Below are 18,147 nucleotides of genomic sequence, written 5' to 3' on the forward strand. Positions count from 1 at the left end.
CGACCCAGGTTGGAGCCGCGGCCCGTCCCCGGCTTGACCGTCCGCGGCGCCGGCCGGTCGTATGCCAGCAGCAGCGCCTCCTCCGCCAGCCGCGCGTCCGGGCACGGCCAGAACGCCTTGCATTCGCAGAAGTTGTCCGTGCGCGGGCGGTGCGCGTCGTGCAGGGCCCGGGCCACGCGCCACAGCATCGGGTCGACGCAGCCCAGCGGCGGCTCGACCGGCGGCTCGATCGGCTCCAGCGGAAGTCCGTCGATCATCTTGCCCCCAAGGTGCGCGCGATGCTGCAGATCGCCAACGGTAGCCGCTGCGGCACCGCCTCACGGACACGCTGTGCGCAACTTGCACGACCGGATTACCGCATCCCGTACGAGCGGGTTGCCCGAAGGGTCCGAAAATGCGTACGGGTGCCGGAGCCGCCACTCCGACACCCGTACAAGAGGAAAGCTCCTAGTCGAGAGCCGCCTCTGCATCGAGGGTTACCGCCAACGCGTGAACCACCGCGGCGACACGCAACACCTCGTCGACCACTTCGTGGGACACCCCTGCACCGCGAAGTGATCTTTCGTGCGATTCCAGGCACACCCCGCACCCAGTGATCGCGGATACTGCCACTGACCACGCCTCGATGTCGGCGGCGCCGACGCCGGGCGTGGAGCTCACCTGGCGGCGCAGCCGCGCCGGCAGGTGCTGATACGCCTCGTCACCGATGAGGTGCTTGGCGCGGAAGTAGATGTTGTGGATCGCCATCCGCGACGCGACCGCCTTGGCCGCCTCGACGGCCTCCGGCTTCAAGCGCCCGCCGGCCTCGGCCGCGATGTTGCGGATCACGAAGGCGCTGCGGGTCGTCATCGCGCACGCCAGCACGGCGCCCCACAGTCGCTGCTCGTCCAGCAGATCCCCGGCGAGCACCGAGTCGAGGTTCAGCTCGAGATCCCGCGCATACGGCGGCAGGGCCGCCCGCAGCGTCGCGATGGACATCGAACCAACCTCCTCACTCGCCAACAGTACTCACCAACTGTGATCAAGCCCCGCCCGCGCGGCGCTCACCGGACCGGGTTCAACATTGCCGGGTCCTCGTTACGGGGACGTGACGAACAGGGTGAATCGTGAAGCAGATCACCCCAGATCTCAAAATCCGGAATCACGTGCAACTGGAGGCCGGTGCGTGGCAAGCTACCGAACGTGACTCGGCTCATTATTGGCCCTTAGCGCGTCCAGCATCCTCCAGCTGGCCGCGCAGACCTCTCGCATCCGCGAGGGGTCTTTTTGTTGGTCCCGACCCGAGTGGCGCACCAGGCCCCCTCTTCCCGCCAAAGGAGCAATCATGCAGGTGTACGACACGACGCTTCGCGACGGGGCCCAGCGTGAGGCGATCAGTTACTCCGTCGTCGACAAGCTCGCCGTCGCGCGGCTGCTCGACGAGTTCGGCGTCGGGTTCATCGAAGGCGGCTGGCCCGGGGCCATGCCGAAGGACACCGAGTTCTTCAGCAGAGCGCGCACCGAGCTCAACCTCAAACATGCCGTCTTCGTCGCGTTCGGCTCGACCCGCAAGGCCGGGGTGCGGGTCCAGGACGACCCGCAGGTGCGCGCCCTGCTCGACGCCGAGACCCCCGTCGTGACGCTCGTGGCCAAGTCGGACCTGCGCCACGTCGAGCGCGCCCTGCGTACCACCGCGGAGGAGAACCTCGCGATGGTCCGCGACACCGTCGCGTACTTCGTCTCCGAGGGTCGCCGGGTCTTCCTCGACTGCGAGCACTTCTTCGACGGCTACCGCTTCGACCCCGACTACACCGCCAGCGTCGCCGCCGCCGCCCTCGCCGCCGGCGCGGAGACCGCCGTCATGTGCGACACCAACGGCGGCATGCTGCCGTCGCTGATCACCCGCACGATCGACGAGGTACGGCAGCGGCTCGCCGCCGCGCTCGGCGTCACCCCCGAGCAGGCCGTCGCCCGCCTCGGCATCCACTGCCAGAACGACACCGCGTGCGCGGTCGCGAACACCGTCGCCGCCGTCGAGGCCGGCGTGCCGCACTTCCAGTGCACCGCCAACGGCTACGGCGAGCGGCCCGGCAACGCCGACCTCTTCGCCGTCGTCGGCAACCTGCAGCTCAAGCTCGGCATGCCCGTCCTACCGGACGGATGCATCGAGCAGATGGTGCGCGTCTCGCACTCCATCGCCGAGATCGCCAACATCGCACCCGACACCCACCAGGCCTACGTCGGGTCGTCAGCGTTCGCTCACAAGGCGGGCCTGCACGCGAGCGCGATCAAAGTGGATCCCGTGCTGTACAACCACATCGACCCCGTCGTCGTGGGCAACGACATGCGGATCCTGGTCACCGAGATGGCCGGCCGGGCCAGCATCGAGCTCAAGGCGCGTGAGCTCGGCGTCGACCTGGCCGGCAATCCGGAGGCCCTGTCCCGGGTGACCAACCGGGTCAAGGAGCTCGAGGCCCAGGGCTGGTCGTTCGAGGCCGCCGACGCCTCGTTCGAGCTGCTGGCCCGCGCGGAGCTGGCCGAGGGCGCCCTGCCGCGGCCGTTCGCCCTGGAGTCGTACCGTGTCCTGGTCGAGCACCGCGAGGACGGCTCCGTGGTCTCCGAGGCGACGGTCAAGGTCCGCGTCCGCGGCGAGCGGGTCATCGCCACCGCCGAGGGCAACGGCCCCGTCAACGCCCTTGACGAGGCGCTGCGTGTGGCCCTCACGAGGCACTACCCGGAGCTGGCCGGCTTCCAGCTCGCCGACTACAAGGTCCGCATCCTCGAGGGCAGCCACGGCACCGGCGCGGTTACCCGCGTCCTCGTGGAGACCCACGCGACCGGGGAGGACTGGACGACCGTCGGCGTTCACGAGAACGTCGTGGAGGCCAGCTGGCAGGCCCTCGTCGACGCGCTCAACTACGGCCTCACCCGCCAGGTGCGCGTCTAGACATGCGGCGGGGGCCGACATCAGCCGACCCCCGCCATACCGCTTCCTTTTGTCGCCCCTACGGGCATTTGTTCTGTTTATACGCGGCCAGCGCCGCCGGGTCGGGCTCGAACCTCCAGGCCCCGTTCTGGTACTTCACCGTGTTCGTCCCGGTCTGGTTCGCCGAGCCGGCGGCCGGGGCGTGCGCCCACTTGATCGTCGCCGTCGAGTCGTCGACCGGGGTCACACCCGTCACCTGGTATTTCCCCTGCTGCCCGGTGCACGTCGACACCAGGTCGATGTACGCATCCTTGCCGATCGCCGCCTTGGCGCTGTCGGTCCACAGGTCGTAGGCCCCGGCCCAGTCGCCCTCCGACAGGTTGTCGAACACCTGCTCGGCCGCCACCTGCGCCGACTGTGCGTCTTGCGGCTGCGCGGTCACCTCCACCGTGGGCCGGTCGGACGCCGACTCCGATTTGTCGCCCTGCTCGTCCGAGCAGGCAGCCGCCGCGCCCAGGAGAAGCGGCACGGCGCAGGCGAGCGCGAGGCCGCGGAACGTTCGTGTCACCCATCTGCTCCAACGTGGTTCCCGTTCGGGCGGGGGCCCGATTCGTAGGTGAAGGTACTCCCGGCCAACGACCCGTGTGTAGCCGGAGGTACGCCTTCGATCTCTGCGCCGGTCGCGCCCTGCCGGCTCAGGCCGCGCCCTTCGGGAGCACCAGCTCCGCGAACACCGCCTTGTGGTCGCTGTTCGGCATCCGGTGCACCGTTACCGTGCGCACGCCGACCCGCTTGTCGGCCACCACATGATCCAGCGTCACGCCCGGGACGAACCACCGCTCGTCGAACGGCCACGACGCCTCGAAGCCGGCCCCCACCACGTCCGCGGCGTCCCGGTAGCCCTTGGCGAGCATCGAGCGGAACCCCTCGTGGTCCAGCGTCGCGTTGAAGTCCCCGATCAGCAGGCTCACCGGCCCGTCCGGCGTGGCCGCCGGCTCCTGCGCGATGTCCCGCTCCCAGCACCCGCTCCGCGCCGCGTCCGACGGCGCGCACGTGTGCACCGACTCGACCCGCACATCCGCCGCGCCCGGCACCAGCACCCCCGCCCGCGCCTGACCGAACCCGGACTCGAAGCGCCGATACCCGAGGTCCGCCACCGGAAAGCGGCTGTACACCGCCGAGCCCGTCACACCCGGCCGCGGGTACGACACCGCGTTCGGCAGCATTTCCTCCAGCCCCGCGGAGCGCAGCGCGTCCCTCGCCTCGGGCGTGTACTCCTGCAACGCCACCAGATCCACGCCGTACTTTTTGATCAGCCCCACGATCGTCGCCGGGTCCGCCCCGCCGAACAGCATGTTCACGCTCAGCACCCGGATCGCCGGCCCCCCGTCCGGCTCCGGCGAGCTGTCGGCCACCCAGCGCGGCAGCACACAGGCCGCGAGCGCGATTGTGGCCAGCGCCGCGGCCAGCGCGGGCCAGAGCCGCTTGGTGAGCACCGCGACCAGCAACGGCAGCAGCGAGGCGGCCGCGACATATGGTGTGAAGGCGATGAGTTGTACGGCGGGAAACCCACTGTCCAGCCCGAGCGTCCGCGTCGCCGCCCAGATCGCGAAAGGCATCACCGTCAGCCAGACCACCACGGTCCACCAGCGCCGCCGCGGCTTGACCGGCTTCTCCGGCAGCAACGGCAGGGTGTCCTCCGTGGTGACCATCCCGCCAGGGTAAGCGAGCCGCGCAACCCGTCCGCGGCGCGCCTTGGTCTTCGCGCCCTGGTCTTCGTGGGGCGCGGTGGCCGTTCGGCCAGCATGGAAGAGCCGCACGACGCGTCGCTGTGGCAGTAGGCTCGGCATCCGTGTACCCGGTGATCGCGCGGATCGGCCCGGTGGCGATCCTGTCCCACGACGTGTTCGTAGCGCTCGGCATCGGGGTCGCCGCGCTCGTGCTGCTGTGGGAGATCCGCCGCCGCGGCGCCCAGGACGAGCGCCTCTGGTACGTGCTGGCCGGCGCCCTCGTCGGCGGGGCCCTCCTGGCCCGCCTGGGCACGTGGGCGCAGCACCTCGACCTGAGGGACAACGCGTCGCTGCTGGAGCAGTGGGCGCACGGCAATCGCAGCATCCTCTCCGGGCTCCTCGGCGCCTACCTGGGCGCCCTGCTCGGCAAGCGGATCGGCGGGTACCCGTACAAGACCGGCAACCTCTTCGCACCCGCCGTCGCCGCGGGCATGGCGGTCGGCCGCGTCGGTTGCCTGCTGGCCGAGCCGCCGGGCACCCCGACGCGCCTGCCGTGGGGCATCACCCTCGACGATGCGCACGCCGCGGCGATGCATGTGCCGACCGGCGTGCCGCTGCACCCGTCGTTCGCGTACGAGATCCTGTTCCACCTGGCGGCCCTCGCGGCCCTGCTCGCGCTGCGCGGCCGCATCACCGCGCCGGGGCGGCTCTTCACCCTGTACCTCGCCACCTACGCCGCGTTCCGCTTCGGCGTCGAGTTCGTGCGCGGCAACGAGGTCGTCTGGGCCGGCCTGACCCGCTCGCAACTGTTTCTGCTGGCCCTGCTGCCCCTGGCCACAGCGCGTTTCGCCTGGCGGCACGCGCGCGGACGCGCACACGGCCGCGAGGTCCGAACCGACGCGGAGGACACTGACGTGAGCCCCCCACCGCGCGGGCGCGCACATGGCCGTGAGGTCTCGACCAGAGCGGGGGACACTGACGTGAGTTCCCGACCGCGCGGACGCGGACACGGCCGTGAGGTTCCGGCCGGAGCGGGGGACACTGACGTGAGTTCCCGACCGCGCGGGCGCGGACACGGCCGTGAGGTTCCGGCCGGAGCGGGGGACACTGACGTGAGTTCCCGACCGCGCGGCCGCGCGCGCGGCCGTGAGGTCCCGACCGAATCGGAGGCACTGCCGTGAGTTTTCCGCCCCAGCACGGCTGGTCCGTGCCGCCGCCTCCGCCGCCGCCCGGTCCCGATCGCCCCATCCGCACGAGGCGCGTCTTCGGCGGCATCGGCCTGGCCTTCCTCGGCCAGGTCATCGCGATCCTGCTCGGCGTCGCCGCCATCGTCATCGGCGGCAACAGCGCCAACTCTGAGAACGCCCTCATCGGCGTCTACATCGAGATCCTGCTGCAGATCCTGCTGTTTGTCGCCTGCCTCGTCGTCGGCATCGTGTGGATCGCCCGCAAGGACCGCGGCATCGGCCTGGGCCTGCTCATCGGCTGGAGCATCAGCGTGGCCGTCTTCCCCATCGCCGGCATCGGCGTGTGCCTCGCCATCGTCAACCAGGGAACGTCATGAACTCCGGAATGCAACTGCGCGGCGACCGCATCCACCGCTACGTCAACGCGTTCTGCCCCGCCTGCGCGGCCGACGATCCGGACCGTCCACTGGAGACCGTCCAGCGGCTCTCCGGCCTCCTCGCCGAACGGGACGGGCGGATCTGGCTCGAGCGCGGCTGCCCGAGCCACGGCCTCGTCCGCACCCTCTACGACGAGTCGCCGGAGATCCTGCGGTACCTCGAGCAGTGGACCGCGCCCACGAAGGCTCACATCCCCGACGTGGCCGGCAACTTCGCCCCCGTCCCGTCCGCGTACCTGGCCGGCCTGCCGGAGATGCAGACCCAGCACACGTGCATCCTGCTCGCCGACCTCACCGACAGCTGCAACCTCCGCTGCCCCACGTGTTTCACGGACTCCTCGCCCGCCGTCGAGGGCGTGGTGCCCCTCGCCGACGTCCTCGCGAGCGTCGACACCCGGCTGTCGCGCGAGAACGGCCGCATCGACGTGCTGATGCTCTCCGGCGGCGAGCCCACCCTGTACCCGTGGCTCGAGGAACTGCTCGACGAGGTCTCCGCGCGCAACGTCGTTCGGATCCTCATCAACTCCAACGGCGTGCGCATCGCGCGCGACGACGCGTTGCTGGACCTCCTCACCCGCCACCGCGAGCGGGTCGAGGTCTACCTGCAGTACGACGGCGTTTCCGAGCGTGCCGCCCGCCACCACCGCGGCGCCGACCTGCGCCGCCTCAAGGACCAGGCGGTCGACCGCCTCTCCGCGCGTGGCGTCTTCACCACCCTCACCATGACGTGTGCCCTGGGCGTCAACGACGACGAGATCGGCGCCGTCGTCAAGCGCGCCCTGGACACCCCGTACGTCGGCGGCGTCTCCCTGCAGCCCCAGTTCGGCTCCGGCCGTTCGGGCCCGATCGACCCCATGAATCGTCTCACCCACACGGGCGTCCTGGCGCGCCTCGGCCCGCAGACCGGCGACCTGGTCACCTGGCGCGACCTCACGGCCCTGCCGTGCTCGCACCCGCACTGCTGCTCGGTCGGCTACATGCTGCGCGACGACGCGGGCCGCTGGCAGTCGATGACCACTCTCATCGGCCACGAGCGCCTCCTGTCGTTCCTGGACCTGGCCCCCGACATGGTCGCCAACCGCATCGCCGACGTACAGCTGCCCGCCGCCCTGCGTACCGCCGTCAAGGACTCCCTGCTGGGCCTGCTGTCCGAGCAGTCCTCCCTGTCCCACCCCGACGTAGGCTCCCTGTGGCGCGACATCTGCGAGAACTGCGACCTGGGCATCTCCACCCTGACAACCCTCGTGTCATCCTCGCTACCGGGCGGGCGCAACCGTCTGCGCAAAATGCTCGGCGAGCGCGTCAAGCGCATCACCGTCAAGCCCTTCATGGACCTGCACACCATGATCGAGGAGCGCCTCCTGCAGTGCTGCGTCCACGTGGCCACCCGCCGCACGGACGAGACCGGCACGCAGGACCAGTGCGCCCCGTTCTGCGCCGTACAGGCCTGGCCCGCCCTGTCGGCCCAGCGCCTCCCACGCGCGACAAGCCCACTGCTGCCGTTGTCTCCCCGCCCGGCCGCGACCGAGGCGGCCTCATGACAGGCCGGCTGCCGACCTCGCCGCCCCCACCCACGACCTCGGCCGCACCCGCGCCGTCGCTTCTCTCCTCGCCTTCGACGCCGCTCCCGACGTCGGCCTCACCCGTGACTTCGGCCGCGCCCGCGCAGTCGGTTTCCTCGTCGTCGTCGACACCGCCTCCGACGCCCGCCGCGTCCACAACATCGGCCGCGTCCACAACATCGGCCGCGTCCACAACATCGGCCTCGTCCGCGACGCCGGCTTCGTCCGCGTCCTCGGCTCTGCCCGCAAACTTGGCGAGGCCTTCGCGCTCGGGCGCGCAGCCGCCCTTATCGCCTTCCCCGGCGCCTGGCGGATCCGCGCCGTACGATCCGCTCCGTCTCTGCATCTACGCCACCATCGCGGCCCTGGCCTGGCTCCTGGGCCCGGTAGCGGTGGTCGGCTTCGCCCTGCTGGGCTTCGCCGGCTACGCCCGAGCCCGCCGCCGCGGCCTCACTCGCTCGAAGTGCATTCTGCGCGACACGCGGCTGGTCCTGACGTACCTGGCCGTCCTCGCCCTGGCCGGCCTCACGGCCATCGCCTGGCAGCTCTACCACCTGTTCACCTGAGCCGACGCCTGCGCTTCCGCGCGTGTCCAGGCCGCGCTTGTGCGCGTCCGCGCGCAGGTCGTTCAGCCGTGCGGAGGTTCTGCTGGCCCGGGAGCGACGGCAGGTCTACGGTTGGCTGCCGTGAGTGACCTGCCACCCGCGCTGGACCGCGGCCCCAACGGCTCGCCGAAGCCGGAGCGGCCAACGCCGCTGCCCGGCTGGCTGCGACGCACGGAGGCGGAGCAGCGCTGGCCCGCCGCGCTCGCCATCGCGGTCGCCATCGTCATCCACCTGGTCCTGCCGCCCGACCTGGCGCCGCGCCCGCGCTGGCTGCTCCCGGGCCTGGAGAGCGCCCTGCTGATCAGCATCGTCGCGGTCAACCCGCTGCGGATCAATCGCGAGACCCGCATCCTCCGGCCGCTGTCCATCGGCCTCACCGCCCTGCTGACGGTCGTCACCGCCTGGTCGGTCTGGCTGCTCGTACGCGCCCTCTTCGACCAGGCCCGTGCCGACCTGCCGCCGGCGCACCTGTTGCTGTGGGCCGCCGCGATCTGGCTGACCAACGTCATTGTGTTCGCCCTGTGGTACTGGGAGGCCGACCGCGGCGGGCCCGCGGCGCGCGCGGACGCGGACACCCCGCACCCCGACTTCCTCTTCCCCCAGATGCAGGTGCCCGAGCTGGTCCACCGCGACTGGGAGCCGGGCTTCTTCGACTACTTCTACCTGGCCTTCACCAACGCCACCGCGTTCAGCCCGACCGACACCATGCCCATGTCCAAATGGGCGAAGATGCTGATGGCCGCCGAGTCGGTGATCTCCCTGGTTACCGTGCTGCTGGTGGTGGCCCGCGCGGTCAACGTCATCGGCGGCTGAGAGCCGAGCAGGCCGAGCAGAAGGAACGAGATAGCCGAGATGGCACAGCCCTACCTGCACGACCACGTCACCTGCGTGGCCGCCCCGGCGACCTGGCTCTCGGGCCCCTCCGGGCGGCTCGCCGGCGGCGCCGACGGCCTCTACGTCGAGGACCGCCGCGTCCTGTCCCGACTCGTCGTCACCGTCGACGCCGCGGAGCCGGTTCCGATCGCCGTCCGCCGCACGGGCGCGGCCTCGGCCCATTTCTCGTCGGTACCGCAAGGGCCCACCCCCGCCGCCGACGCCCCCACGCTGACGCTGTCGCGTCGCCGGCTGGCCGAGCCGTCGGGCGGCACCGAGACCCTCACCCTGGCCAACGCCTCCCACGCGCCGATCACGGTCGACGTTGCGGTGCACGCGGCCACCGACTTCGCGGGGATGGGCGAGGTCCGGGCGGGGCGTGCCGCGAATGCCGGCCCCGCCGCCGGTCGGCCCCGGGCCGTGGCGGACTCTCAGGAGTACCTCGACTGGCACGCCGCCGACGGCATGTCTATTCGCATCCAAACAACCCCGCCCGCGCACATCGCCGCCGCGGACGCCCTCGACGACCCGCGCGCGGAGGCGCGCCCGTCCCTCGGGTCCGCGGCGACGCTGCGCTGGCACGCCACCGTGCCCGCGCGCGGAACCTGGTCCGCCGAGCTGCGCATCACCCGCACGGATGTGCCCCCGGTCGCCCGGCCCAAGCGGTTCAGCACCCTGCGCGTCGCCGCGGACGACCGGCGGCTCGACGCGCTCGTGCGGGCGAGCGTCCAGGACCTCGACGCGCTGCGCCGGACCGAGGGCGCGGACGCGTACTACGCCGCGGGCAGCCCCTGGTACCTGACCTTGTTCGGCCGCGACGCCCTCTGGGCCGCCCGCCTCGCGCTGCCGCTGGGCCACGACGCCGCCGCGGGCACGCTGCGCCTCCTCGCGGCCCGCCAGGGCGTCCGCCACCACCCGGAGACGGAGGAGGAACCGGGCCGGATCCTGCACGAGGTGCGTCGCGCCGGCACCGGCCACACACTGCCCCCGGTGTACTACGGCACAGTCGACGCGACGCCGCTGTTCGTGAGCGTCCTCGCCGACGCGTACCGGTGGGGCATGCCCCCGGCCGCCGTCCGCGCGCTCCTGCCCGCCGTACGCCGCGCCGTCGGCTGGCTGATGCGGCACGACGGCTTCGTGCGCTATGACACCGGCGGCACCGGCCTGACGAACCAGGGCTGGAAGGACTCCGCCGACGCCGTGCAGCACGCAGATGGCCGCCCGGCCCGCGGCCCGATCGCGCTGAGCGAGGTGCAGGCCTACGCCTACCGCGCCGCCCTGGATGGCGCCTGGCTCCTCGAGCAGTTCCCCGACGTCACCCCGGACGATGACGCGATCGGGGAGACCGGCGGCGACGCCCACGAGACAGCGGCGACCGGCAGTACCTTCCGCGACGCCACGGCGGCGTACGAGGCCGGCGACGGAGGCTACGACGCGGCGGGGGAGGCGAAGCGATGGCGCGATTGGGCACACGACCTCGCTGAGCGCTTCCGCGCGCGGTTCTGGTGCCCCGGCGGGCACCCCGCGACGGCCCTGGACGGCGCCGGTGAGCAGGTCGACCTCGTCGCCTCCAACATGGGCCACCTGCTAGGCACCGGCCTGCTCACCCCGCCGGAGAGCACCGCCGTGGCCGAGCGCCTCGCCACGCTGCGCTCGCCGTTCGGCATCCGCACGGCCGCGCCGGCGTCAGCGGGGTACAACTTCCTCTCCTATCACCTCGGCTCCGTCTGGCCGCACGACAACGCCGTGACGCTGCTGGGCCTGGCGCGTGACGGCCACCGCGCGGAGGCGTCGGCGGTCATCGCGGCCCTCCTGGACGCGGCCGAGCGCTTCGATTTCCGCTTCCCCGAGTTGTACGGCGGGGACGACCTGCCTACCCCGTACCCGACCGCGTGCCGCCCCCAGGCGTGGGCCGCGGCGGCCGGGCCGGCGATCCTGACCGCGCTGCTCGGGCTCGACGTCGACGTGCCGGCAGGGCGGATCACGTTCGCGCCGATCGCCCCGTCGCCGGTCGGCGCTTACCGCGTCCGCGGCCTGAAGGTGGCCGACGGGGAGCTCGACGTGAGCGTCACCGCCGCGGGCGAGCTCACGATCCACAATGGACCCATCGGCGTGACGTTCCACAACGCCGACGGCACGCCCGCCCGGATCGGCCGGCCGGGCCAGGCCGTTTTCTAGGCGCCCGCGCGCGGAGGCGTCAGCCGCAGCACCGTGCCGCTGCCGTCGTCGCTGATCAGCAGCGTCCCGTCGGTGTCGACCGCGGCGTCGACGGGACGGCCCCACCACTTGCCAGCGTCGTCGACGAACCCGGTCGCCAGGTCCACCGGTTCGCCGGGCCCGGCCGCGGTCCACGGGATGTACAGCACCTTGTACCCCGCGGGCTTCGTGCGGTTCCACGAGCCGTGCAGCGGCACGATCGCCGCCCCGTTGTAGAACGTCAGGCCCAGCGGGGCGCTGTGCGGCGGCAGGCCCAGGTCGATCGGGTCCGCCTTGGCGCAGTCGGCGTTCTGCCCGTCCCGGTTGAGCTCGTAGTCGCGCAGGAACGGCATATTGCGCAACCCGCGGTCGCTGTCAGGATTACAGAAGGGCCAGCCGTAGAAGCCGCCGTCGCGGACCTTGATGAACTCCTCGGGCGGGTAGTCGTCGACGAACTGCGCCATCCGCTTGCCCTTGTCCGACACACCGTCGCCGTCCACGTCGCGGTCGTCCGGCACCAGTGTGTTGTCGCGGTTGTTCACGACGATCCACAGCTCGTCGGTGCCCGGGCGGAACGCCAGCCCCTCGGCGTTGCGGATGCCGCGCGCCAGGAGGTGCCTGGACGCGTTGGTGCCGGCCGCGGCGTACGTGTAGATGGCAGCCCGCTGCGGGTCGCTCACGGTGTCCTGGACGCATGCGTTGCACGTGGAGGCGATCGACACGTACAGCGTCTCACCGTGCACCGCGATGTTCTTGAGCACGTGCGCGTACGCGCCGCGCAGCTCCGGGGTGCTGGTGTCGGGCAGCCCGTCGACCACGACCTGCCCGTCGTGCGCCTGGAGGTCGCCGTTGTCGTACGGGTAGCGCACGACGCGGTTCGACTCGGCGATGAACAGGTACATCTTTCCGTTCAGCGGCGCGAACACCATGTCGTGCGGCTGCCGCAGCCCCGAGGCGAACTCCGAGACCGCGCCCGCGCGTATGAGCTGCACCTTCCCGGCGCCCGGCTGCGACACCAGCAGGTCGCCGCTCGGCGTCAGCGCCATGAACCGTGCCTTGTCGACGCGCGCGTAGACCGACGCCGTCCAGCCGGCCGGCAACTGGAGGTACCGATCCCGATCGAACGGCGCGGTCGCGAGCGCGGGCGGCACCGCGACCTTGATCCGGGTCGGGCGTCCGAGCCCAGGGCCAGCGGGGGACGGCGAGCCGGCCGGGCCAGAACGATCCGGCCGCGCGGACGCGGACTCGGGCGAGTCCTTCGGCGCGTCCGAGCATGCGACAAGGGACAGCGAGCAGGCGAGTAGCAAGGTCCAGAGCTTGCGCATGGTGCCGACGCTACCGCTCCGTAAGCTTGAACGGTGCAGCTCATCGTTCTGGACCGGTCGACCTGGGAGGCCCGCCGCGCCGCCCACGAGGCGCGCGTGGACGCCTGGATCGAGCCGCATCTGGCCCGCCGCCGGCGCGGGCGGAAGCATCCGGTCGAGGACTTCCTCTTCACCTACTACTCGTACCGGCCCGCGCAGCTGCGCCGCTGGCACCCGGGCGCGGGCGTCGTCCTCGACGGGTCGGGCGAGGACGCGGCGACGGTGCCGGCCCGCCGTGCGGACGCGATCGCGTGGATCCGCGACCTGCTCGCCGCCACGGCCGCGCGGACGCCGTACCTGGCCTGCTTCGGCCTGCACGAGTGGGCGATGGTGTACCAGCAGACGCAGGACGAGCTGCGGCACAACGCGTGGCCCCTGCGCCTGGGCGCGCGGGGCACGGACACGGTCGTGGCGGCCGGGCGGATCCGGTGCAGCCACTTCGACGCGTTCCGCTTCTACACCGCGCCCGCGCGGCCGCTGAATCTGCTGCAGCCGACCCGGGAGACCCAGGCCGCCAACGAGCAGCCGGGCTGCCTGCACGCGAACATGGACCTCTACAAGCACGCGTACAAGCTCGCCCCGCTGGTGCCGGCCGAGCTCATCGCCGACTGTTTCGAGCTCGCCCGCGACGTCCGCACCCTCGACATGCGGGCCTCGCCGTACGACCTCGCCGACCTCGGCTACGAGCCGGTGCGGATCGAGACCGTGGAGGGAAGGACGCGGTACGTCGAGGAGCAGCGCTCCTTCGCCGAGCGCGCCGCCCCGCTGCGCGGCCGCCTCATCGCCGAGTGCGACAGGCTCCTGGAGGCCGTCGGTAACTGACCGCAGGGCGGAACCCGAACGCGCCCGCTTGGTGTATAAGTCGGATTCATGTTACGGCGGGAACTTGGGTCCGGGGAGTGGCGATGAGCGAGGTACGGCGGCGGCTAGGGCCCTTGCTGGGCATGTGGGACATGACCGCCACCGTGAACGGAAAGGTCACCATGCGCGGCTGGACGAGCTTCGCGTGGGCGGACGAGGGGGAGTTCCTCGTCCAACGCGCGGACGCGGACCCGCCGGGCGACGACGTGCCAAAGGAGTGGATCCTCAATTCGCCGTTCCCGACCACGTCGATCATCGGCTACGACGACGGCAGCAGGACCTTCACCATGCTGTACTCCGACGCCCGCGGCGTCCTGCGCGCCTACGGCATGGACCTCGACGGCGGCACCTGGCGGATCTGGCGCGCGGCCGAGGGCTTGAACCAGCGCTTCACCGGCGTCATCGACGCCGATGGCAAGCGCATCACGGCCCAGTGGGAGATGTCGAAGGACGGTCTCAGCTGGGCGAAGGACTTCGACATGACGTACACCCGTGGCTGAGGGCCATCACAGCATCTCTTAGCCTCGCCACAGCAACACACCCCTACCTTTCGTTGAGACGGCGCGCCCGCGCGGGGGCCGGCCGAGCCAGCGGAAGGAAGCCACCATGATCGAGGCTGTCGGCCTCACGAAACGTTACGGCGAGCGCGTCGCCGTCGACCGGCTGTCGTTCACGGTCCGCCCCGGCCAGGTCACCGGGTTTCTCGGTCCCAACGGGGCGGGCAAGTCGACCACGATGCGCATGATCCTGGGCCTGGACGCGCCCACGGACGGCACCGTCACGGTCAACGGGCGCCCATTCGCCACCCTGGACAACCCGATGCGCGAGGTCGGCGCGCTGCTGGACGCCAAGGCCATCCACGGCGGGCGTAGCGCGTACCACCACCTGCTGTGCCTCGCGCAGAGCAACAACCTGCCGCGCCGCCGCGTCGACGAGGTCCTCGACATCGTCGGCCTCACCAGCGTCGCGCGGAAGCACTCCAAGGGATTCTCGCTCGGCATGGGCCAGCGGCTCGGCATCGCGACCGCGCTGCTCGGCGATCCGAAGGTGCTCATGTTCGACGAGCCGGTCAACGGCCTCGATCCCGAGGGCATCCTGTGGATCCGCAACCTGATGCGCTCCCTGGCCGCCGAGGGCCGCACCGTGCTCGTCTCCAGCCACCTCATGTCGGAGATGGAGCACACCGCCGACCACCTGCTCGTGATCGGACGGGGCCGCATGATTGCGGACTGCACGGTGCGCGAGTTCATCGACCGCAACTCGGCGCTCGCCGTCCGCGCGCGGACGCCCGACGCCGCGCGCCTCGCCGGCCTCGTCACCGCCGCCGGCGGCAACGCCGCGCCCGAGCCCGATGGCGCGCTGCTCATCACGGAGCTGCCGCTCCCGCGCGTCGGCGACCTGGCGTTCGACAACGGTGTCCGGCTGCACGAACTCTCGCCGCTGCAGGCGTCCCTGGAGCAGGCGTTCATGGAACTGACCAAGGATAGCGTCGAGTACCACGCGGCAATTCCGGGAGAAAAGCAATGACCGATGTCGTACTTCCACGAGCAGGCCTATCCGGCATGCTGCGCTCCGAGTGGACGAAGCTGCGCACCGTGCGCTCCACGGTGTGGTCCATCGTCGCCATGGCCGGCATCGCGATCGGCCTGATGTCGATCATCTCCTGGGCGGTGATGCGCCAGTGGGAGGACACCGACCCGTCGAGCCAGAGCTACCTGCGCCAGCACCCGCTCGACATCGTCATCGCCCGCCCCGTGTTGATCGCCCAGCTCGTGATCGCGGTCCTCGGTGTGATGGTCATCTCGGCGGAGTACACCACCGGCATGATCCGCTCCACCCTCCAGGCGCAGCCGCGCCGCCTCACCGTCCTCGCCGCGAAGATCCTGGTATTCGCCGCCCTGATGCTCGTCGTCGGCGAATTGCTCTCCTTCGGCGCGTTCTTCCTGGGCCGCGCCATCATCGCCGACCACATCCCGGTCTCGCTGGGCGACCCGGGTGTGGCCCGCTCGGTCGTCGGCGCCGGCCTCTTCATGGCCATGCTGGGGCTGTTCTCGCTGGCATTCGGGGCCATCATCCGCCACACCGCGGGCGCCATGACCACCGTGCTGGGCCTGATCCTGATCGTGTCGCAGCTGACCGGTTTCCTGCCCGGCAGCTGGGGCGCGCACATCCACGCGTGGATGCCCACGAACGCCGGCGAGCGTATCTTCGAGCCCACCCTGCCCCCGGACGCGCTGCTGACCCAGTGGCAGGGCTTCGCGGTCTTCAGCGGCTGGACGGTGCTGCTACTGGCCGTGGCCGCGTACCTGTTCAAGACCCGCGACGCCTGATCCGCCCTTCTCGTCCGGCTGGTCTCGTCCTCCTCTCCTCGTTTCTCCCGTCTTGCCCCAGTGACCGCGCATCGTTCCCGCCGACGGCCCGGGAGCGACGCGCGGTCACGGTCTTCATGCCTCCGGGCTGGGTGGGCTGGGTGAACCTGGCCACCGCGCGGGCGCGGTGTGGTTGTGCCGGGCCGATCAGGACGACGCGAGCCGGACGACCTCATCGGCGCAGCCCCACGACAGCGTGACGCCCGCGCCGCCGTGCCCGTAGCTGTGGACGAGGCGGGTGCCGCCCGGCAGTGGCGTCGAATCCGGCTCCACCCGCGGGCCTCCATGCCGCGCCGGGCGCAGCCCCACCGCCTCCCACAGCGGCCGCGCCCCGGTCAGCTCCGGGACCAGGTCGGTGCACCGGCGCAGGATCGCCTCGGTCGTTGGCGGGTCGACGGTCTCGGACCAGTCGCCGGGCTGGAACGTCCCGCCGAGGACGACGTCACCTGAGCGCGGGTGGACATACGTCATGCCGTCCGGGTGGTCCTCGTCCCGGACCGACGTCACCAGGCCCGGGTTGGCCACGCCGACGATCTGCCCCCGGGCCGGGAACACGGCCGGGTCCTCCGCGAGGACGCGCGCCGCCAGGCCGGTCGCGTTGACCACGGTCCCCGCCTGCCCCGTGAGGTCGGCCAGCCGCTCGACGCGCCCGCGCGTGAGCGTGCCGCCGGACTGCCGCACCCGGTCGGCGAGCCATCCGAGGTACGGCTCCATCTCGACCGAGGGCACGGTGAAGCGCCATTCGCCCGGATGCGCCGCGAAGTCCGGCACCGCGGCCGACCACCATGGCGTGCCGGCCGGGCGGCGTAGCAGCATACGCGTCGGACGCGGGGCGACGCCGGGGACGCCGGCGGCGGCCTGGGCCATGAGCTCGTCGTACGTTCGGTGCGCCCACGCGAGGACGCGCGGGTCGCCTTCGGTGTGCGTCGGGTACCACACCGCCGCTGCCAGCCGGGAAACCGTCCGGGTGGGCTCGTCCGCCGTCACCACGCGCACCCGCGCGCCGCTCTCGAGCAGCCGCACCGCACAGGTCAGGCCGATCACGCCGGCGCCGAGCACGATCACATCTTCCATGTCTCCAGGCAAACAGCGTCCGGACGCGATGTCCAAGTCGCATACGGTACCGCGCGATAAGCCGCGCTTATGCTCTGGCGATGGAGCTGCGACGGCTGCGGTACTTCGTAGTGCTGGCCGAGGAACTGCACTTCACCCGCGCGGCCGCGCGCCTGCACATCGCGCAGCCGGCGCTGAGCCAGCAGGTTCGTGCGCTCGAGCGTGAGTTCGGCGCCCGGCTCATCGACCGCGGCGCGGGGGCGTGCACGCTGACCCAGGTGGGCGCCGTCGTTGCCGCCGAGGCGGCGGTGCTGCTCGCCCAGGCTGACGCCGCGCGGGAGCGCATCGCGGCGGCCGCGCGCGGGCAGGGTGGCCAGATCCGTCTCGCGTACACCCGATCGGCCCGCGGCGGACGCGTCGACGCCCTCGTGGAGCGCTTCCGCGCGCAGAATCCGCTCGTCGAGGTCCTCCCCGAGACCGGCTGGCACGCCCCGAACGTCGCGGGCCTGCTCGCCGGGCGGTACGACGCGGCCTTCGTCCGGCCGCCGTTGGACGACCCCGGCATCGGCTGGCGCCTGGTCGACATCGAGGAGCTGCGCCTCGCGCTGCCGGTGGGTCACCCGCTGGCCCGTCTTCGCCGCATCTCGCGGGAGGCGGTGGCCGGCGAACCGGCGGTCATGTGGCCGCGGGAGAACGGCCCCGGCATGTTCGATCGCATCGTCGCGCAGGTGTGGCCGTCCGGCGGCTTCAACCTGATCCGCTACGAGCCCGACGACGAGCAGCTCCTGCGCGCGGTCGCGGCGGGCGGCGTCCTCGCGGCGGTACCGGAGGGCCGCGCGAAGGCGTTGCGCCTGCGCGGCGTGGTGCTGCGCCGCTTCACGCCGCCGGTCCCGACCGTCGACATCGGCCTCGCGTGGAACGAGCGGACTGTCACCCCGGTGGTGCGCCGCCTCCTCGCGACCCTGGAGGAGCTCTGAGCCACCACGCGGGCGTGTCGTGTGATCG

General features: G+C 71.8%; 17 protein-coding genes and 1 pseudogene. 12 read left to right on the top strand and 6 right to left on the bottom strand.

Features of this window, described 5'->3' with window-relative positions; translation table 11 throughout:
- Both ABT297_RS13370 and ahpD read right to left on the bottom strand, forming a co-directional pair.
- Positions 1-257, bottom strand: a pseudogene (locus ABT297_RS13370) (hypothetical protein); the annotation flags it as partial.
- A 190-nt stretch (positions 258-447) separates the two neighbouring features.
- Entirely contained in the window at positions 448-978 is a 531-nt protein-coding gene (ahpD, locus tag ABT297_RS13375; RefSeq protein ID WP_350548424.1) for an alkylhydroperoxidase, AhpD family, read from the bottom strand.
- Positions 979-1,324: 346 nt separating this feature from the next.
- On the opposite strand from ahpD, the gene cimA reads away from it, so the two are divergent.
- Positions 1,325-2,926, top strand: coding sequence for a citramalate synthase (cimA, locus tag ABT297_RS13380; protein ID WP_350548426.1), 1,602 nt, complete (start codon positions 1,325-1,327; stop codon positions 2,924-2,926).
- A 58-nt stretch (positions 2,927-2,984) separates the two neighbouring features.
- Here the strand turns inward: cimA and ABT297_RS13385 are convergent, their stop codons facing one another.
- Positions 2,985-3,473, bottom strand: coding sequence for a hypothetical protein (locus ABT297_RS13385; RefSeq protein WP_350548428.1), 489 nt, complete (start codon positions 3,471-3,473; stop codon positions 2,985-2,987).
- A gap of 127 nt (positions 3,474-3,600) precedes the next feature.
- On the bottom strand, positions 3,601-4,617 hold the full coding sequence (locus ABT297_RS13390) for an endonuclease/exonuclease/phosphatase family protein (protein ID WP_350548430.1): 1,017 nt from the start codon (positions 4,615-4,617) through the stop codon (positions 3,601-3,603).
- A 140-nt stretch (positions 4,618-4,757) separates the two neighbouring features.
- On the opposite strand from ABT297_RS13390, the gene ABT297_RS13395 reads away from it, so the two are divergent.
- From ABT297_RS13395 to ABT297_RS13420, 6 genes are all read left to right on the top strand, one after another.
- Positions 4,758-5,816: a prolipoprotein diacylglyceryl transferase gene (locus ABT297_RS13395; RefSeq protein ID WP_350548432.1), complete on the top strand. Its 1,059-nt coding sequence runs from the start codon at positions 4,758-4,760 to the stop codon at positions 5,814-5,816.
- Positions 5,813-6,199, top strand: a complete 387-nt coding sequence (locus ABT297_RS13400; protein ID WP_350548434.1) for a hypothetical protein — start codon at positions 5,813-5,815, stop codon at positions 6,197-6,199. The genes ABT297_RS13395 and ABT297_RS13400 overlap by 4 nt, the downstream gene beginning before the upstream one ends.
- Positions 6,196-7,800, top strand: coding sequence for a radical SAM protein (locus ABT297_RS13405; protein ID WP_350548436.1), 1,605 nt, complete (start codon positions 6,196-6,198; stop codon positions 7,798-7,800). Before ABT297_RS13400 ends, ABT297_RS13405 begins: the two co-directional genes overlap by 4 nt.
- Before the next feature lie 413 nt (positions 7,801-8,213).
- On the top strand, positions 8,214-8,387 hold the full coding sequence (locus ABT297_RS13410) for a hypothetical protein (RefSeq protein WP_350548438.1): 174 nt from the start codon (positions 8,214-8,216) through the stop codon (positions 8,385-8,387).
- A gap of 120 nt (positions 8,388-8,507) precedes the next feature.
- The gene (locus ABT297_RS13415) at positions 8,508-9,239 is read left to right on the top strand and encodes a hypothetical protein (RefSeq protein WP_350548440.1); all 732 of its coding nucleotides are present in this window, start codon (positions 8,508-8,510) and stop codon (positions 9,237-9,239) included.
- A gap of 39 nt (positions 9,240-9,278) precedes the next feature.
- Positions 9,279-11,477 carry a glycogen debranching N-terminal domain-containing protein gene (locus ABT297_RS13420; protein WP_350548442.1) on the top strand — a complete coding sequence of 733 codons (2,199 nt, stop codon included), beginning with the start codon at positions 9,279-9,281 and terminating at the stop codon, positions 11,475-11,477.
- Here the strand turns inward: ABT297_RS13420 and ABT297_RS13425 are convergent.
- Entirely contained in the window at positions 11,474-12,820 is a 1,347-nt protein-coding gene (locus ABT297_RS13425; RefSeq protein WP_350548444.1) for a PQQ-dependent sugar dehydrogenase, read from the bottom strand. The two genes, ABT297_RS13420 and ABT297_RS13425, sit on opposite strands and share 4 nt — an antisense overlap.
- Before the next feature lie 33 nt (positions 12,821-12,853).
- Between ABT297_RS13425 and ABT297_RS13430 the strand changes: the two genes are divergently transcribed.
- The 4 genes from ABT297_RS13430 (at position 12,854) to ABT297_RS13445 (ending at position 16,050) form a co-directional block, all read left to right on the top strand.
- A complete protein-coding gene (locus tag ABT297_RS13430) occupies positions 12,854-13,681 on the top strand; it encodes a 3-methyladenine DNA glycosylase (protein ID WP_350548446.1) in 828 nt (275 codons plus the stop codon).
- Between the two features lie 83 nt (positions 13,682-13,764).
- Positions 13,765-14,220 carry a hypothetical protein gene (locus tag ABT297_RS13435; protein WP_350548448.1) on the top strand — a complete coding sequence of 152 codons (456 nt, stop codon included), beginning with the start codon at positions 13,765-13,767 and terminating at the stop codon, positions 14,218-14,220.
- A gap of 106 nt (positions 14,221-14,326) precedes the next feature.
- A complete protein-coding gene (locus ABT297_RS13440) occupies positions 14,327-15,247 on the top strand; it encodes an ABC transporter ATP-binding protein (RefSeq protein WP_350548450.1) in 921 nt (306 codons plus the stop codon).
- 35 nt (positions 15,248-15,282) lie between these two features.
- The gene (locus ABT297_RS13445) at positions 15,283-16,050 is read left to right on the top strand and encodes an ABC transporter permease (protein WP_350548452.1); all 768 of its coding nucleotides are present in this window, start codon (positions 15,283-15,285) and stop codon (positions 16,048-16,050) included.
- 186 nt (positions 16,051-16,236) lie between these two features.
- On the opposite strand, the gene ABT297_RS13450 is transcribed toward ABT297_RS13445, so the two are convergent.
- Positions 16,237-17,163 (bottom strand): FAD-dependent oxidoreductase, encoded by a 927-nt coding sequence (locus tag ABT297_RS13450; RefSeq protein ID WP_350548454.1) that lies wholly within the window; start codon positions 17,161-17,163, stop codon positions 16,237-16,239.
- Positions 17,164-17,243: 80 nt separating this feature from the next.
- On the opposite strand from ABT297_RS13450, the gene ABT297_RS13455 reads away from it, so the two are divergent.
- Positions 17,244-18,119, top strand: a complete 876-nt coding sequence (locus tag ABT297_RS13455) for a LysR family transcriptional regulator (protein WP_350548456.1) — start codon at positions 17,244-17,246, stop codon at positions 18,117-18,119.
- Positions 18,120-18,147: the final 28 nt, after the last annotated feature.

This window comes from Dactylosporangium sp. NPDC000555, assembly GCF_040300025.1.
GTDB lineage: Bacteria > Actinomycetota > Actinomycetes > Mycobacteriales > Micromonosporaceae > Dactylosporangium.

What these genes read in the sequence shown, in the direction of transcription:
- ABT297_RS13425 (WP_350548444.1), bottom strand. Translation starts at nt 12,820, where the DNA reads ATGCGCAAGCTCTGGACCTTGCTACTCGCCTGCTCGCTGTCCCTTGTC.
- ABT297_RS13390 (WP_350548430.1), bottom strand. Translation starts at nt 4,617, where the DNA reads ATGGTCACCACGGAGGACACCCTGCCGTTGCTGCCGGAGAAGCCGGTC.
- ABT297_RS13450 (WP_350548454.1), bottom strand. Translation starts at nt 17,163, where the DNA reads ATGGAAGATGTGATCGTGCTCGGCGCCGGCGTGATCGGCCTGACCTGT.
- ABT297_RS13420 (WP_350548442.1), top strand. Translation starts at nt 9,279, where the DNA reads ATGGCACAGCCCTACCTGCACGACCACGTCACCTGCGTGGCCGCCCCG.
- ABT297_RS13440 (WP_350548450.1), top strand. Translation starts at nt 14,327, where the DNA reads ATGATCGAGGCTGTCGGCCTCACGAAACGTTACGGCGAGCGCGTCGCC.
- ABT297_RS13405 (WP_350548436.1), top strand. Translation starts at nt 6,196, where the DNA reads ATGAACTCCGGAATGCAACTGCGCGGCGACCGCATCCACCGCTACGTC.
- ABT297_RS13455 (WP_350548456.1), top strand. Translation starts at nt 17,244, where the DNA reads ATGGAGCTGCGACGGCTGCGGTACTTCGTAGTGCTGGCCGAGGAACTG.
- ABT297_RS13435 (WP_350548448.1), top strand. Translation starts at nt 13,765, where the DNA reads ATGAGCGAGGTACGGCGGCGGCTAGGGCCCTTGCTGGGCATGTGGGAC.
- ahpD (WP_350548424.1), bottom strand. Translation starts at nt 978, where the DNA reads ATGTCCATCGCGACGCTGCGGGCGGCCCTGCCGCCGTATGCGCGGGAT.
- cimA (WP_350548426.1), top strand. Translation starts at nt 1,325, where the DNA reads ATGCAGGTGTACGACACGACGCTTCGCGACGGGGCCCAGCGTGAGGCG.
- ABT297_RS13445 (WP_350548452.1), top strand. Translation starts at nt 15,283, where the DNA reads ATGCTGCGCTCCGAGTGGACGAAGCTGCGCACCGTGCGCTCCACGGTG.